Annotated in this window: 15 protein-coding genes; 9 read left to right on the top strand and 6 right to left on the bottom strand. The window is 58.6% G+C overall.

Translation table 11 applies throughout. The features are described 5' to 3' along the window. A partial coding sequence (locus ACIQVE_RS16130) for an IMP dehydrogenase (RefSeq protein ID WP_402810195.1) occupies positions 1-173 on the top strand: 173 nt, incomplete at its 5' end. Positions 174-272: 99 nt separating this feature from the next. Further along, positions 273-1,850, top strand: a complete 1,578-nt coding sequence (gene guaA / locus ACIQVE_RS16135; RefSeq protein ID WP_402810066.1) for a glutamine-hydrolyzing GMP synthase — start codon at positions 273-275, stop codon at positions 1,848-1,850. A gap of 125 nt (positions 1,851-1,975) precedes the next feature. Here guaA and treR read toward each other — a convergent pair whose 3' ends face one another. Beyond that, complete coding sequence (gene treR / locus ACIQVE_RS16140; RefSeq protein WP_402810069.1) at positions 1,976-2,680, bottom strand: trehalose operon repressor; 705 nt, start codon at positions 2,678-2,680, stop codon at positions 1,976-1,978. Positions 2,681-2,915: 235 nt separating this feature from the next. Here treR and treP point away from each other — a divergent pair, with 235 nt between their 5' ends. The 7 genes from treP to tadA all read left to right on the top strand — a co-directional run bounded on the left by treP (position 2,916) and on the right by tadA (position 12,275). Then, a complete protein-coding gene (gene treP / locus ACIQVE_RS16145) occupies positions 2,916-4,358 on the top strand; it encodes a PTS system trehalose-specific EIIBC component (protein WP_402810071.1) in 1,443 nt (480 codons plus the stop codon). A 55-nt stretch (positions 4,359-4,413) separates the two neighbouring features. After that, positions 4,414-6,060, top strand: a complete 1,647-nt coding sequence (gene treC / locus ACIQVE_RS16150; protein WP_402810074.1) for an alpha,alpha-phosphotrehalase — start codon at positions 4,414-4,416, stop codon at positions 6,058-6,060. A gap of 106 nt (positions 6,061-6,166) precedes the next feature. Continuing rightward, on the top strand, positions 6,167-7,390 hold the full coding sequence (locus tag ACIQVE_RS16155; protein WP_402810077.1) for a maltoporin: 1,224 nt from the start codon (positions 6,167-6,169) through the stop codon (positions 7,388-7,390). Positions 7,391-7,452: 62 nt separating this feature from the next. Then, positions 7,453-9,990: a phosphoenolpyruvate--protein phosphotransferase gene (gene ptsP / locus ACIQVE_RS16160; RefSeq protein ID WP_402810079.1), complete on the top strand. Its 2,538-nt coding sequence runs from the start codon at positions 7,453-7,455 to the stop codon at positions 9,988-9,990. Between the two features lie 2 nt (positions 9,991-9,992). After that, on the top strand, positions 9,993-10,283 hold the full coding sequence (locus ACIQVE_RS16165; protein ID WP_402810082.1) for a PTS glucose transporter subunit IIB: 291 nt from the start codon (positions 9,993-9,995) through the stop codon (positions 10,281-10,283). 115 nt (positions 10,284-10,398) lie between these two features. Further along, positions 10,399-11,775: a multicopper oxidase family protein gene (locus ACIQVE_RS16170; RefSeq protein ID WP_402810085.1), complete on the top strand. Its 1,377-nt coding sequence runs from the start codon at positions 10,399-10,401 to the stop codon at positions 11,773-11,775. Beyond that, on the top strand, positions 11,775-12,275 hold the full coding sequence (tadA, locus tag ACIQVE_RS16175) for a tRNA adenosine(34) deaminase TadA (protein WP_402810087.1): 501 nt from the start codon (positions 11,775-11,777) through the stop codon (positions 12,273-12,275). The genes ACIQVE_RS16170 and tadA overlap by 1 nt, the downstream gene beginning before the upstream one ends. A 165-nt stretch (positions 12,276-12,440) precedes the next feature. Here the strand turns inward: tadA and cmoB are convergent, their stop codons facing one another. The 5 genes from cmoB to ACIQVE_RS16200 form a co-directional block, all read right to left on the bottom strand. After that, positions 12,441-13,397: a tRNA 5-methoxyuridine(34)/uridine 5-oxyacetic acid(34) synthase CmoB gene (gene cmoB / locus ACIQVE_RS16180; RefSeq protein ID WP_402810088.1), complete on the bottom strand. Its 957-nt coding sequence runs from the start codon at positions 13,395-13,397 to the stop codon at positions 12,441-12,443. After that, positions 13,394-14,137, bottom strand: a complete 744-nt coding sequence (gene cmoA, locus ACIQVE_RS16185; RefSeq protein WP_402810091.1) for a carboxy-S-adenosyl-L-methionine synthase CmoA — start codon at positions 14,135-14,137, stop codon at positions 13,394-13,396. The genes cmoB and cmoA overlap by 4 nt, the downstream gene beginning before the upstream one ends. Positions 14,138-14,331: 194 nt before the next feature. Further along, entirely contained in the window at positions 14,332-14,817 is a 486-nt protein-coding gene (locus ACIQVE_RS16190) for a hypothetical protein (RefSeq protein ID WP_402810094.1), read from the bottom strand. Between the two features lie 131 nt (positions 14,818-14,948). After that, the gene (locus ACIQVE_RS16195) at positions 14,949-15,599 is read right to left on the bottom strand and encodes a lysoplasmalogenase (RefSeq protein ID WP_402810096.1); all 651 of its coding nucleotides are present in this window, start codon (positions 15,597-15,599) and stop codon (positions 14,949-14,951) included. Between the two features lie 2 nt (positions 15,600-15,601). Further along, positions 15,602-15,994 (bottom strand): protease inhibitor I42 family protein, encoded by a 393-nt coding sequence (locus tag ACIQVE_RS16200; protein WP_402810099.1) that lies wholly within the window; start codon positions 15,992-15,994, stop codon positions 15,602-15,604. Positions 15,995-16,144 lie beyond the last annotated feature (150 nt).

Below are 16,144 nucleotides of genomic sequence, written 5' to 3' on the forward strand. Positions count from 1 at the left end.
TTCACCAGTTGATGGGCGGTCTGCGTTCCTCGTTGGGCTACTCCGGCAGCGCCGACATCGAAGAAATGCGCACCAAGCCTGAGTTCGTGCGGATCACCGGCGCCGGCATGGCCGAATCCCACGTTCACGACGTGCAGATCACCAAAGAAGCGCCAAACTACCGCGTAGGTTGAGCCTTCAAGCAAATCGTTAAGCAACCGGGGCTGTGTTATTCAGCCCCGAGTTGTTTCTGAATCACGACTGTTTCTGAATTACTTAGACGAGACTGAATCATGGCCCTCGACATTCACGCTCACCGCATCCTGATCCTCGACTTCGGTTCGCAATACACCCAACTGATCGCCCGCCGCGTGCGCGAGATCGGTGTTTACTGCGAACTGCACCCGTTCGACATGGACGAAGATGCGATCCGCGAATTCGCGCCTAAAGGCGTCATTCTCGCTGGCGGCCCAGAGTCCGTGCACGAAGCCAACAGCCCACGCTGCCCGCAGGCCGTGTTTGACCTCGGCGTGCCGGTCTTCGGTATCTGCTACGGCATGCAGACCATGGCCGAGCAATTGGGCGGCAAGGTTGAAGGTTCCGAGCTGCGTGAGTTCGGTTACGCCCGCGTTGACGTGGTCGGCAAAAGCCGTCTGCTCGACGGCATCGAAGACCACATCGACGCCGACGGCCTGTTCGGCCTCGACGTGTGGATGAGCCACGGTGACAAGGTCACCAAGATGCCGGAAGACTTCCACATCCTGGCCAGCACCCCAAGCTGCCCGATCGCCGGCATGTTCAACGACGAGCGTGGCTACTACGGCGTGCAGTTCCACCCGGAAGTGACCCACACCAAACAGGGCGGTCGCATCCTGTCGCGCTTCATCCTCGACATCTGCGGCTGTGAAGCCCTGTGGACGCCGTCGAAGATCGCTGAAGACGCCATCGCCAACATCCGCGCACAGGTCGGCACCGACAACGTGTTGCTGGGGCTGTCCGGCGGCGTTGACTCCTCGGTGGTTGCAGCGCTGCTGCACAAAGCCATCGGCGATCAGCTGACCTGCGTCTTTGTCGACAACGGCCTGCTGCGTCTGCACGAAGGTGAGCAGGTGATGGCCATGTTCGCCGAGAACATGGGCGTCAAAGTGATCCGCGCCAACGCTGAAGAGCAGTTCCTGAACAATCTGGCTGGCGAAAGCGATCCAGAGAAGAAGCGCAAGATCATCGGTCGCACCTTCATCGACGTATTCGATGCCCAGTCCAACAGCCTGGACAACATCAAGTACCTCGCTCAGGGCACCATCTACCCGGACGTGATCGAGTCGGCTGGCGCCAAAAGCGGCAAGGCTCACGTGATCAAGTCGCACCACAACGTGGGCGGTTTGCCGGAAGAGATGAACCTGAAACTGGTCGAGCCACTGCGCGAACTGTTCAAGGACGAAGTCCGTCGTCTGGGCCTGGAGCTGGGCCTGCCGTACGACATGGTCTACCGTCACCCGTTCCCGGGCCCGGGCCTGGGCGTGCGCATCCTCGGTGAAGTGAAGAAGGAATACGCCGACTTGCTGCGTCGTGCCGACCACATCTTCATCGAAGAACTGCGCAAGGCCGACTGGTACCACAAGGTCAGCCAGGCGTTCGTAGTGTTCCAGCCAGTGAAATCGGTTGGCGTGGTTGGCGATGGCCGTCGTTACGCCTGGGTCGTTGCCCTGCGTGCCGTGGAAACCATCGACTTCATGACCGCGCGTTGGGCTCACCTGCCTTACGAACTGCTGGAAACCGTATCCGGCCGCATCATCAATGAAATCGAAGGCATTTCGCGCGTCACCTACGACGTGTCGAGCAAGCCGCCGGCAACGATTGAGTGGGAGTGATCCCGCTGCGCTTCAATGCTTGCATTGAGTGACTGAAAACCCCTGGCCCAGGCCAGGGGTTTTTCGTTTCTGGCGCAGGTGTTTGCCCAGTGATTGCTCCAGTTAGCCTGGAAATGGTCTAGAGGTCAGCGTCGCGCCACGTCGGAGAAGTAGAACTTGTCGAGGGTGTGCCGCGATTCGGTGTACTCGAACTGCCGGCCATCCTGCAGGAACGTCTGGTTGCTGACGACGATCACATGGCTCTGGCCGTCGAGGTCCAGGTGCAATTGGTCATCCTTGCTGCGCGGTACCGCTTCGATGGTGCGTTGAGCGTAGGCGATCTGTAGCTGCAAGGTCTGTTCGATATAGGCGTAGATCGACTTCTCGGCGATATCGAGGGACAGGCCGGGAATCACCTCGGTGACGAAATGGTTGATGTCGAGGATCACCCGTTTACCGTCGATCCGCCGCACCCGCATGACTCGCGTGATTGGCGTGCCGGGCTCGGCTTTGATGTGCTCGAGCAGCCCACCTTCGAGCGGTATCTGGGTCAGTTCGACCACCTCGGTACTGACGTCGTTACCCAATCGCGGATAGGTTTCCTGGAAACTGACGATGCCGCCGAGCTGAAACTCGATCGGATGGGTCGACAGTACAAACGTGCCTTTGCCATGGACTTTCTGGGCAAAACCGCGCTCCTGAAGCTGTTCGATGGCCTTGCGCACCGTGCCGCGACTGGCCTGATAGCTGTCCATCAGCTCGGTTTCGGAAGGCAAACGGGCGCCGCGTTCCAGGCGTTCAGTCGTGATGCTGGCCAGCAGATCGCTATAGATCTGGTTGTATTTACTCATGGTTAGGCTCTGTGCCGGCTCTGCTCAAAGCTTCGAACCTTAAGGGCAGGGTAGGGCTTTGTCCATGTGGAGGATGGAAATGGCCGGAAAACAGGGTAGGAAAATTCGTCCAGGATCTGACGGGAACATGCAAAAACAAACTCGTCTGTACGAGTTGTTGCAATAACTCGTACAGACGAGTACTTTTCGTTTCGGCGTGCTGCCAATAACAAAAATCCACAGCGGAAGACTTAGCATGAGCCACGATTACCCGAAGATCGCCAGCGAACTGCTGCAAAGCCTCGGCGGTAGCGACAACCTTGAGCAGGCTGCGCATTGCGTCACCCGCTTGCGCCTGGCCTTGAAGAATCCTGGTCTGGTCGACACTGCCACGCTCAACCAGATTGATCTGGTCAAAGGCTCGTTCTTCACCGGCGGTCTGTATCAGGTGGTGATCGGCCCGGGCGAAGTGGAAAAGGTTTACGCCCAATTGCGCCGCCAGACTGGCCTCGCCGCGTCGACCATCGCCGACGTCAAACAGAAAAGCGCCGAGAAGATCAACGCCATGCAGCGTCTGGTGCGGGTGTTTTCCGATGTGTTCATGCCAATCCTGCCGGCGCTGATCGTTGCCGGTTTGCTGATGGGTATCAACAACCTGATTGGCGCCAAGGGCATGTTCATCGACGACCAGACCCTGCTGGATGCCTACCCGAAACTCGAAGGGCTGTGGAGCCTGATCAACCTGATGGCCAACACCTCGTTCGTCTTTCTGCCAGCGTTGGTGGGTTGGTCGGCGGCCAAGCGCTTTGGCGGCAGTGAGATTCTCGGCATCGTGCTCGGCCTGATGCTGGTTCACCCGGATCTGCTCAACGCCTGGAACTACGGCAAAGCCGTGGCCGGGCTGGACGGGCAGCAGATGCCGTACTTCGACATTCTCGGATTGTTTCAGGTGGAAAAAGTCGGTTATCAGGGCCAGATCCTGCCGATATTACTGGCCGCGTACGTGATGAGCGTCATCGAAAAATGGTTGCGGGCACGAGTACCCAACGCGGTGCAATTGCTGGTGGTGCCAATCACCACGATTGTCGTCACCGGCGTTCTGGCGCTGGCGATAATCGGTCCGGTGACCCGCCATATCGGCATCTACATCACTGAAGGCGTGGTCATGCTGTTCGACCTGGCGCCGATGGTTGGCGGGGCGATTTTCGGACTGCTGTATGCGCCATTGGTGATCACCGGCATGCACCACATGTTCCTCGCAGTCGATCTGCAACTGATCTCGACTCAGGGCGGTACGTTTATCTGGCCGATGATCGTCATGTCCAACCTTGCTCAAGGCAGTGCTGCGTTGGCGGTGTTCTACATGACGCGCAATGCGCGCGACAAAAGCATGGCTTCGACCTCAGCGATTTCCGCGTATTTCGGTATCACCGAGCCCGCCATGTTCGGGGTCAATCTGCGCTACAAATTTCCGTTCTATGCCGCGCTGACTGGTTCGGCGCTGGGCTGCATCTTCCTGTCGCTGAACAAGATTCAGGCTTCGGCCATTGGTGTCGGCGGCTTGCCCGGGTTTATCTCGATCATTCCGCAGTTCATCCCGATGTTTGTGATCGGGATGATCATCGCGATGGTTGTGCCGTTTGTGTTGACCTGTGCGCTGAGCATGAAGATTGTCCGCCCCGGCTACCGGGTCGCCTGATTGCTCGCGAAACGTCCCAAGACGCCAATACAACGCCAATTGAAGGAAATGTGCCATGCAAGACTGGCAGCGTTCGGTGATCTACCAGATCTACCCGAAGAGTTTTCATAGCCACGCCGGCAACCCGACAGGTGATTTGCTCGGTGTGGTGGCCAAGCTCGATTACCTGCAATGGCTGGGTGTCGATTGCTTGTGGATCACGCCATTCTTGCGCTCGCCGCAACGTGACAACGGCTATGACATCAGCGACTACTACGCGATTGACCCAAGCTACGGCAGCATGGCCGACTGCGAATTGCTGATCGCCGAGGCGGGCAAGCGCGGGATCAAGTTGATGATCGACATCGTGGTCAATCACACCTCGATCGAACATGTCTGGTTCCAGCAGGCGCGCAGCAGCCTCGATAACCCCTACCGAGACTTTTATATCTGGCGCGACCAGCCGAACAATTGGCAGTCCAAGTTCGGCGGTTCAGCCTGGGAGTACGAGGCCCAGACCGGTCAGTACTACCTGCACCTGTTCGACCACACCCAGGCTGACCTCAATTGGGACAACCCCGAGGTGCGCGCTGAAGTCTTCAAAATGATGCGCTTCTGGCGGGATAAGGGCGTTGGTGGTTTCCGACTGGACGTTATCAATCTGATCTCCAAGCCTGCGGACTTTGCCGAAGACAACACCGACGGCCGTCGCTTCTATACCGACGGGCCGAACGTCCATGAATACTTGCAACAGATGCACCGTGAAGTCTTCGCAGGACACGACCTGATCAACGTCGGTGAGATGTCCTCCACCAGCCTTGAACACTGCATTCGTTACTCGAATCCGCAATCGCAAGAGCTGTCGATGACCTTCAATTTTCATCATCTGAAAGTCGATTATCCAAACCTGCAAAAGTGGGTTCGCGCCGATTTCGATTTCCTCCAGCTCAAGCGGATTCTGTCCGACTGGCAGACCGGCATGCAGGCCGGTGGTGGCTGGAATGCGCTGTTCTGGTGTAACCACGATCAGCCTCGGGTGGTTTCGCGGTTTGGCCATGAAGGCGAGTATCGGGAGCTCTCGGCGAAAATGCTCGGCACCGCGTTGCACTTTCTGCAGGGCACGCCGTTCGTGTATCAGGGTGAAGAGCTGGGCATGACCAATCCGGGGTTCGAGCGTATCGATCAGTACCGCGATGTCGAAACGCTGAACATCTTCCGGCTCAAGCGTGAAGCAGGCACCAGCGACATCGACAACATGGCGGCGATCATGCAGAAGTCCCGTGACAACGGTCGTACGCCGATGCACTGGAACGCCGAATCGAATGCCGGTTTCAGTCGCGTCGAACCGTGGATCGGGGTGCCGGCCAACGCCGCGCGGATCAACGTCGCCCACCAGCTCGATGACCCGGAGTCCGTGCTGCATCACTACCGTCGTCTGATTGCGTTGCGGCGCACAGAAGCATTGATTTCGCAGGGCATCTATCGACAGTTGTTGCCCGAGCACAAGCAGGTCTGGGCTTACCTGCGTGAAGGCACGGGCGAGCGTTTGCTGATCGTGAACAACTTCTACGCCACACCGTGTGAAATCGAGCTGCCGATAGAGATCGACGAGACGCTGAATCAGCGGTTGCTAGTCAGCAATTACCCGGACTGTCCGCCACGCAATCGACAGGTGAGTTTGCGACCTTATGAATCGTTCGTCCTGCACCTGATCGATCCCTGATCCCTCACTAGAAAACCAAGGATTCAAAAAGCACGCAGAGCTCTGCGCGGGGGATTTTTGCGCGCCGGATTCATGCAATCACACAATAAAAATAATGGGGTGGCTTATGAAAACAACAATAAATCGCAGCCTTGCAGTCGCAGGTTTATGCCTCGCGTTACCACAGACATCAACCGCGCTGGAGTTCGCCGGTTACTTGCGCAGTGGCGTCGGCAATTCACTCAAGGGCGGTGGCCAATCGTGTTTCCAGTTACCGGGGGCGCAGACCAAATACCGTTTGGGCAATGAATGCGAGCAGTACGGCGAGCTTGAGTTGCGCCAGGATTTGTACACCCTCGACGATGGTTCGGTACTCAGCATCGATGGCATGGCCTCGCTGTACAACCGCTACAACCGCAGCCCCACGTTCAATGAAGACAGCGGTTCGATACGCCTGCCGCAGGCCCATGCACAATGGTCGAACATGCCCGCGCTCAATGGCGGTTCGCTCTGGGCGGGTCGCCGCTACTACAAACGTAATGACATCCACATTTCCGATTTCTACTACTGGAACCAGAGCGCTACCGGTGGCGGGATCGAGGACTTGCTGATCGGCGATCTGAAATACAGCTACGCCTTCTCGCGCAAAGACAACCTTTACCAAAAGGACTACATCAACCGGCACGATTTCAACGTTGCCGGTTTCAATACCAACCCCGGCGGTGAGCTTGAGTTTGGCCTGAGCTATATCGACAAACCCGACAGCCGCGATACGCACCGAGGCTGGGCGATCACCACTCAGCATGTGCAGCAGGACTTTCTCGGTGGCAAAAACAAGCTGGCCTTCCAGTACGGCGAAGGGCCCGGTACCGGGTTGGGTTACACCGGTAACGTCAAACTGGACGACAGCAATAAAAGTTATCGGATCGTCGAATTTTTCGACTGGCAGCTGACGCCGCGCTTTGGTGGGCAAGTCGAGGCGGTGTATCAAAAAGACATTCGACCGAACGGCGCTGACCAGAACTGGATGTCCCTGGGTGTGCGTCCGATATATGCACTTACCGAACAATTCAAACTGGTCACCGAACTGGGCCATGATCAAGTCGAGGCGCCGGGCGGTACGCGCAAGCTGAGCAAGTTCACCGTTGCCCCGACATGGTCACCCAAAGGCCCGGAATTCTGGGCGCGCCCCGAGGTGCGTCTGTATTACACCTATGCCAGTTGGAACGAGGCCGCCAAACGGGCGGCCAACGAATTGGCCCAAGGGTCGGCGCTGTCCGATACCGGCGCTTTCGGTACCGCCCGCCACGGTGCGAACGTTGGATTGCAGGTCGAATACTGGTGGAAATAAGCGATGCTGGTGGGGCGTCGCGCTCCACGGGTATTTCAAAGAACAAAACCGCAGGTGACGTCATGGCCACACCCCAACAATTGCAACTGCTGGCGCCTTTGTCCGGCGTGCTGATTCCACTGGATCAAGTGCCCGATCCGGTTTTTGCCAATCGCGTGATCGGCGACGGCCTGTGCATCGACCCGACTTCATCAACGTTATGCGCTCCGCTGGCCGGAGTGGTCAGCAACGTGCAGGACAGCGGGCATGCCGTGAGCATCACCGATGACCATGGCGTTCAGGTCTTGCTGCACATCGGTCTGGATACGGTGAGTCTGGGCGGCCAGGGTTTCACCCGATTGGTTGAGGAAGGTCAGCGGGTCGCAGCTGGCGAAACGCTGATCGAGTTCGATGCCGATTACATCGCCCAGCACGCCGGCAGTCTGATGACCTTGATGCTGGTGGTCAGCGGTGAGCCCTTCACCTGGACCGCCGCGCAACACGGTCTGGTCGAGACCGGTCAACCTCTGCTGCGTCTCGCCGGTGCGCAGGCCACCGGCGAAGAACAGGTTGCGCCAGAAGGCCAGGTATTGTTTTCAAATATGCTCAAACTGCCCAATCCCAACGGTCTGCACGCGCGACCAGCGGCGGTGTTCGCTCAAGCGGCGAAGGTTTTTTCAGCAAAGATTCATCTTCACAAACAGCAGGCTGAAGCCAACGCCAAATCACTGGTGGCGATCATGGCGTTGCAGACCGCTTTTGGTGACAGCGTGCAAGTGAGCGCGGTGGGCGAAGACGCGGAAGATGCGATCAGCACGCTCTCGCGGTTACTCGCCGAGGGTTGTGGTGAATCGGTGACAGCGTTGCCTGCGTCGGCGCCTGTCGAGAGCATCGAGCCTGAGGTGCTGACGATTCTGCGTGGCGTCTGTGCATCGCCCGGCTCGGCATTGGGTCAGGTGATGCAGATCACCGAACCAAGCCTCGACATAAATGAATCCGGTGCCGGGGCTAAGGCCGAACGGGAGGCGCTGGCGAACGCGCTGATCGAGGCGAACATGGCCTTGCAGCAGTTGCGCGACTCGGCGGGCGGCAGTGCTCAGGAGGATATTTTCAAAGCGCATCAGGAACTGCTTGATGACCCGAGCCTGCTCGATCAGGCGCAAGCGTTGATTGTCGGAGGCAAAAGTGCGGCGTTTGCCTGGCGTGCAGCCACTGAGTCGAGCGCAACACTGTTTCGGCAGTCGGCCAGTCCGTTGCTGGTTGAACGCGCGGCAGATCTGGCCGACGTCAGCTTGCGAGTCCTCAAGTTGATTCTCGGCGTGCAGGATCCGGTTCTGACGTTGCAGCAGGGGACGATCCTGATCGCCGATCAACTGACTCCATCGCAGACTGCCGGGCTCGATACCTCCCAGGTGTTGGGCTTTGCCACGGTCGGCGGTGGCGCCACCAGTCATGTTGCGATTCTTGCGCGGGCCTTTGGCCTGCCGGCGATTTGCGGGGTGTCGGCGCGAATGCTGACGCTGACCAATGGCAGCACGGTGTTGCTCGATGCCGACAAGGGCGAACTGCACCTGAATCCGGACCCGCTTGCCATCGAGCAATTGCAGGCCAGACGCGAGCTGCAGCGCCTGCGCCATCAACACGACCATGCGCAGGCGACGTTGGCTGCCTGCACCCGCGACGGGCATCACATCGAGGTGACGGCCAACGTTTCCTCGCTGAGTGAAACCGAGCAGGCGATGGGCTTGGGCGGGGCAGGTGTGGGGCTTCTGCGGTCGGAGTTTCTTTATCTGGATCGCAACCATGCGCCAACTCTCGGCGAACAAGTGTCGACCTACAGCGCCATCGCCCGGGCCGTGGGGCCGTCGCACAATCTGGTGGTGCGCACCCTGGATGTCGGTGGCGACAAACCACTGGCCTACGTGCCGATGGACAGCGAAACCAATCCATTCCTCGGACTGCGCGGGATTCGGCTGTGTCTTGAGCGCCCGCAACTGTTGCGCGAGCAGTTCCGGGCGATCCTTGGCAGTGTCGGTCTGACGCGCCTGCACATCATGTTGCCGATGGTTACGCAAATCTCGGAGCTGCATCTGGCGCGGCAAATGCTGGAGGAGGAAGCGCAGGCACTAAACCTTGTCGAACTACCGAAGCTGGGGATCATGATCGAGGTGCCAGCGGCGGCATTGATGGCTGATCTGTTTGCGCCGTACGTGGATTTCTTTTCGATCGGCACCAACGATCTGACCCAATACACCCTGGCCATGGATCGCGACCATCCTCGTCTGGCCAGCCAGGCCGACAGTTTCCATCCCTCGGTATTGCGCCTGATTGCCATGACCGTGAAAGGCGCGCACGCCCATGGCAAATGGGTCGGCGTCTGTGGCGCGATGGCCTCGGAACGTCTGGCCGTGCCACTGCTACTGGGGCTCGGTGTGGATGAGTTGTCGGTCAGTGTGCCGCAGATTCCGGCGATCAAAGCAGCGGTGCGCGAGGTGGATCTGCTCGACTGCAAGGCTATCGCCGAGCAGGTGCAGAGTCTGGAGAGCGCTGAGGAAGTGCGCGAAGCGCTGCGGCTGTATCACGAGGCAACGGTCGATACTTCACCGGTTCTGGAGAACTGAACATGTTCGATAAATTGCAGCAGGCGTTCTGGAAAGCGCTGACCCCGGATCTGGTGCCGGACGAGCCGAAAGTCCCCGCCGAACCTGCCGAGGGCTTAAGCGCGGATATCGTTGCGGCGTTGGGGGGGGTGGACAACCTCAAAGCGCAGCAACCGGTGGCGTTGACCCGGGTGCGGGTGGTGTTGTGTGACGTCTCGCGTATGGATCGCCAGGCATTGAGCGCTGCGGGTGTCGCGGGGGTTATGCCGCTGGAGGGCGGCGTGGTGCATTTGCTGACCGGCGTGCGCGGGTAAGCGGGCAGGGCGTGCGGCCTCAGGTCACCCTTACTGTTTCTCAACCGCAGGTGTATCGTATTCGCCTTTTACGGGCCTTCAGGGTCTGTCGCTGATACGTGAGGTAGTTGAGTTCATGTCCTTTACCCGTCGCCAAATCCTCGGTGGCCTGGCCGGTCTTGTTGTCGTTGGCGTTGGAGCGGGGGGCGCGTCGCGTTATTGGCTGGGCAAAATGGCTGACGCCGAGGCGGGCCACGACTATGAACTGATCGCCGCACCGCTGGACGTCGAGCTGGTGCCGGGGCACAAGACCGAGGCCTGGGCGTTCGGCCCTTCTGCGCCGGGCACCGAGTTGCGTGTGCGTCAGGGTGAGTGGCTGCGGGTGCGCTTCATCAACCATTTGCCGGTGGCGACCACCATTCACTGGCACGGCATTCGCCTGCCGCTGGAAATGGACGGTGTGCCGTACGTGTCGCAATTGCCGGTGCTGCCGGGCGAATACTTCGACTACAAATTCCGTGTACCGGACGCCGGCAGCTACTGGTATCACCCGCATGTCAGCAGCAGCGAAGAACTGGGGCGCGGATTGGTCGGGCCGCTGATCATTGAAGAGCGCGAGCCGACCGGTTTCACATACGAAAAGACCCTGAGCCTGAAGAACTGGCACATCGATGAGGAAGGCAATTTCGTCGAGTTCAGCATCCCCCGTGAAGCCGCGCGCGGTGGTACGGCGGGGCGTTTGTCGACGATCAACGGCGTGCCGTTGCCGGTGATCGACCTGCCGGCCGGGCAGATCACCCGGGTGCGTTTGCTCAATCTCGATAACACCCTGACTTACCGCATCAACATTCCTGGCGTTGAGGCAAAAATCTACGCGCTGGACGGCAACCCGATTGAGCCGCGCCCGCTGGGCAAGGAATACTGGCTCGGCCCCGGCATGCGTATTTGCCTGGCGATCAAGGCACCGGCGGCGGGTGAAGAACTGTCGCTGCGCAACGGCCCGGTGCGTCTTGGCACCTTGCGTTCAGTGGCCAATACGGACGCGCCGACCGAGTGGCCGCCCGCGCTGCCCGCCAACCCGGTGGCCGAGCCGGACCTGGCCAATGCCGAGAAACTCAACTTCAATTTCGAATGGGTCGGTTCGGTCTCGGTCGATGTCGACAACGGCCGGCCGCCAAGTTTGTGGCAGATCAACGGCAAGGCGTGGGACATCACCGACAAGACCTGTGCTGACCGGCCGATTGCCAGTCTCAAACTGGGCCAGAGCTATATTTTCGAATTGAAGAACATGACTCAGTACCAGCACCCGATTCACCTGCACGGCATGAGCTTCAAGGTGATTGCGTCGAATCGGCACAAGGTCATTCCGTACTTCACCGACACGTATCTGCTAGGCAAGAACGAGCGTGCGCAAGTGGCGTTGGTGGCGGATAACCCGGGGGTATGGATGTTCCATTGCCACGTGATCGACCACATGGAAACCGGCCTGATGGCCGCCATCGAGGTGAAGTGATGCGCCAGATTCGCCCCGCAGCGATCATCGACCGCAGCCGTGATCGTGAGTTTATGCGCGAAGCCCTGATCCTTGCAGCGCAAGGCGCAGCCCTCGGCGAGGTGCCGGTGGGCGCGGTGCTGGTGCAGGGTGGTGAGATTATCGGTCGCGGCTTCAATTGCCCGATCAGTGCCAGCGACCCGAGTGCCCACGCCGAAATGGTCGCGATCCGCGATGCTGCGCAGGCGCTGGATAACTATCGGCTGCCGGGCAGCACGCTGTACGTGACACTGGAGCCTTGCAGCATGTGCGCTGGGCTGATCGTGCATTCGCGGGTGGCGCGGGTGGTGTATGGCGCACTGGAACCAAAAGCCGGGATCGTGCAAAGCCAGGGGCAGTTTTTCACCCAAGGCTTTTTGAATCACCGGGTGTTGTATGAGGGCGGGGTGTTGGCGGAGGAGTGTGGGGCTGTGTTGACAGAGTTTTTCAGGGCGCGCAGAGCAAAAAGCCCCTCACCCTAACCCTCTCCCGGAGGGAGAGGGGACTGACCGAGGTGATTTGCAGAAATGCGATGACCACGATATCGAGTCGAACTCAGGCCTTGAAAAGCCCAAAGATCGGCTCCCTCTCCCTGGGGAGAGGGCTGGGGTGAGGGGTGGGCTCACCGCGGTGTTTGGGGATTTTGGTCACTTACGGGCGACAATCACCGCACGCATCGGCGCCGGCAGCCCTTCAATCGTCTTGCTGTGATCATCCGGATCAAGGAAGTCACTCAGCGACTGATACTTCATCCACTCGGTGCCGCGCTGTTCCTCAATCGTCGTCGTACTGACATCCACGCAACGAATATCGGTAAACCCGGCACGCCGCAACCACAACTCCAGCGCCGGCACCGAGGGCAGGAACCACACGTTGCGCATCTGCGCGTAGCGGTCTTCCGGCACCAGCACTTGGTGCTTGTCGCCTTCGACCACTAACGTTTCCAGCACCAGTTCGCCGCCCTTGACCAGGCAATCCTTCAGTGCCAGCAAATGCTCGATCGGCGAGCGGCGGTGGTAGAACACGCCCATGGAAAACACCGTATCGAAACCTTCCATATTCGGCGGCAGGTCTTCGAACGGGAAGGGCAGGTGCCAGGCGTTCGGTTCTGAGAGGTAACGCTGCACGGCCTGGAACTGGCAGAAGAACAGCCAGTTCGGATCAACGCCGATTACGCTGTTCGCACCGGCGCCGAGCATGCGCCACATGTAGTAACCATTTCCGCAACCAACATCGAGGATGCGTTTGCCCTTCAGATCCAGATGCGGGGCGACCCGCGACCACTTCCAGTCCGAGCGCCATTCGGTGTCGACATGCACCCCAAACAGATCGAACGGCCCTTTGCGCCACGGCGACAGCCCCATCAGCGCGGTACGCATTTGCGCGCGGGTTGCGTCGTCGCAATCGGTGTCCAGCTTCAAGCCGTTGAGCAGGTCGACTTCGCTCGGCTGGATCTTCGGCAAGGCGTCCAGCGCACTTTGCCAGCGCTCCAGATCACCGTGGCCCTTCTCCATTTTTTTGTCGAGTTGACGCTGCAGGGTGTTGGCCCATTCGGCCAGCGGTGTACCGGCCAGACGGCGGGCGAGGGGGGACAGATCAATCATGGCAAGGCAATCAACGAGGCAAAGTTAAGACACTGGAACCACGGCACGACTTTTGAGAACCCGGCGGCCAGCAGGCGTTCACGGTGTTCTTCGAGGCTGTCGGGCTTCATGACGTTTTCGATGGCGCTGCGCTTCTGGGCTATTTCCAGTTCGCTGTAGCCGTTGGCGCGTTTGAACGCGACGTGCAGATCGGTGAGCAACGCATGTTCTTCGGCATCGTTGAAGCGCAGTTTTTCCGACAGAATCAGTGCGCCGCCGGGCAGCAATGATTGGCGGATGCGCGCAAGTAACGCGGTGCGCTGCTCGGGGGCGATGAATTGCAGGGTGAAGTTCAGAGCAACCACCGAGGCCGGTTGGAACTCGAGGGCGAGGATGTCGCCTTCGATCACCTCGACCGGCAACAACTCCTGGAACATCGAATTCTGACCGTTAAGGTATTCGCGGCAGCGTTCGACCATGGCGGCCGAGTTATCCACAGCGATTACGCGACAACCGTCAGTGCGTACGTGACGGCGCAGTGCCTGGGTTACCGCACCGAGGGAGGCGCCGAGGTCGTAGAGCACGCTGTTCGGCTGCGCGAACTGCGCGGCAAGCACGCCGAGGTTTTCGACGATGGTCGGGTAACCCGGCACCGAGCGCTTGATCATGTCCGGGAACACGCGCACCACGTCTTCGTTGAAGGCGAAGTCGGGCACCTGGGCCAATGGCTGGGCGAAAATGCGATCGGGTTCTTTGCTCACGGAGGTTTCCGGCGGTGTCGGTGGAAAAGGCCGGCATTTTAGCCAAAGTGGCGCGGGGATGCTTGGGTTGTCTGATAAAGCGTGGAGAATCTGCACGTGGCGTACAGAGGAGGGGGCTGTGGAGATAATTTGGAGAAAACAAAGAATGACTAAGTCAACATGAAGACTTGGTCATTCTTTTTTTTAGAGCGAAATCAAGAAGCACGCATGAAAACGTTTAATTCTGCGTTGCCTTTGATATGCAGTTCTTCTGTCCTGCGGTCTTTGCCTTTGAAGTCAAAGTTGATGAGGTAGCGCAATGCCTGGGCGTCGTTTGAAATGACTTCGATATCAATAGTGCCGCTTTCCGCCTTGTAACTATAAGAAGTTGAGAGGTCGCCGTTAGCGCCGAGTTCATAATAGTGCAATGTCTCAAACGGAAAGTCTGAATCCGTTGGTTTGTAACTGCCAGTTTCAATATCGCTGGGAAAAACAAATATCATTCCTTTATTTGAAACGATAAAACCGTTTTCGTAAGAACGAGCGATAAAACCGATTCTAGAACTGAGATCGTCTTCGAAGAACTGGATATTTTGCGTATTGAAATCCACGCGGTTTGAAATCGAGGCTTGAAGATCGCAGTTGACGGAGATAAAGGGATTTGGTGCATTCTCCGAATTTTTGTTTTTGAATAGGCTCATGATGTTCTTCCTTGGTCTACATTCGTGGTTTGGTTGACGCCACGGGGATAGTAAGTAGAGGAAGAAACTTGGGGTACTGTCAGATCTGACAGGTTTTTATAACGTTTCGAGATAGGTACAGGTTTTTATGGTTATGACATATGGCCAGATTGTTCGTCTGTATTAAACGCCGAGGCAGCAATACCCCATTGGCCCAGCCAGTAACTGAGGATGATGATGTAAGGCGCGGCGTGAAACGGCAATACGAAACGGTCGATGCCAATCACACTGTCAGAGAATACGAATGCCAGCGCACCGCCCGCTGCCAGTAACGCCGAACGCTTGGGCACGTCGCTGCCGAGGCGAGCGAGGGCGCGCCAGAGCATGGCGCTGATCGCTGTGCCGTAGACGATCACGGGTACCAGCAGTGGGCCAAGACCACTGGAAATCAGCATCCCCAACAACACGGCACCAACGCCAAGCGCGAGCACCAGTGGCATCGGCGCCAGACGTTTGCAGTCGCTGAGATAAGCCTTGAGATACGCCAGATGCGCAACGAGAAATGCGCCGAGGCCGAACACGAACAAATCCCCCGGCCACGCCAACAACACATCGCCAAGCAGAGAAAAAATCAGACCGAGGCTGATCCAGCGGCGATAGTCGCTGGGCGGTGCGTCGTGTAGCCAGCCGAGTAATGCCAATACCGGCAGCGGTTTGACCAACAGGCAGAGCAGCGTGGCGTGGGTGCTCAGGCCATAGAGGAAAGTCACCGCGCCCATCAGCGCCAGAATCAGCCAGCCCACGATCAGTTCACCGAAATGGCGCAGTCAAAGGTTTCCACTGGCAGCACTTCCGGCGCCCAGGGTTGTTGCGAGGTCAGGCGCAGGCGCCCGGTGCCCGCCGCAAACGCTTGAAAACGCCAAGTGGAAACCCCGGCAGCACCGACCACGCCGGCATCTTCCGGGTTGCTATAGACCTCAGGACTGAGGGCGCGCAATACGCCGCCGGCGGAATCCTGAATCGCCCAGCGATAACCCGTGGTCGGGTTACTTGGCAGCATCACGATCAGGTTTTGCCCGCTGATCAGTTGCACGGGGCATTCGCTTTGTTTTTCCACGGTCACGTTATGTTTCGGCTGAGTGGCGCAAGCGGCCAGCAAGGCAAAGGTGAGGGGGACTAATAGGCGAGTGGGGGACATAAGGTCAGCGGCTCCGGCATTCACGACGAACGGCGAGCATAACTGAAGATGAGACAAAGTGTGACAGCGCCAAGCCCTCACCCTAGCCCTCTCCCAAAGGGAGAGGGGACTGACCGAGGTGTCTTGCGTCATACGCCGACCTGAAAGATC

It is taken from the genome of Pseudomonas sp. NPDC098747, assembly GCF_044760045.1.
GTDB lineage: Bacteria > Pseudomonadota > Gammaproteobacteria > Pseudomonadales > Pseudomonadaceae > Aquipseudomonas.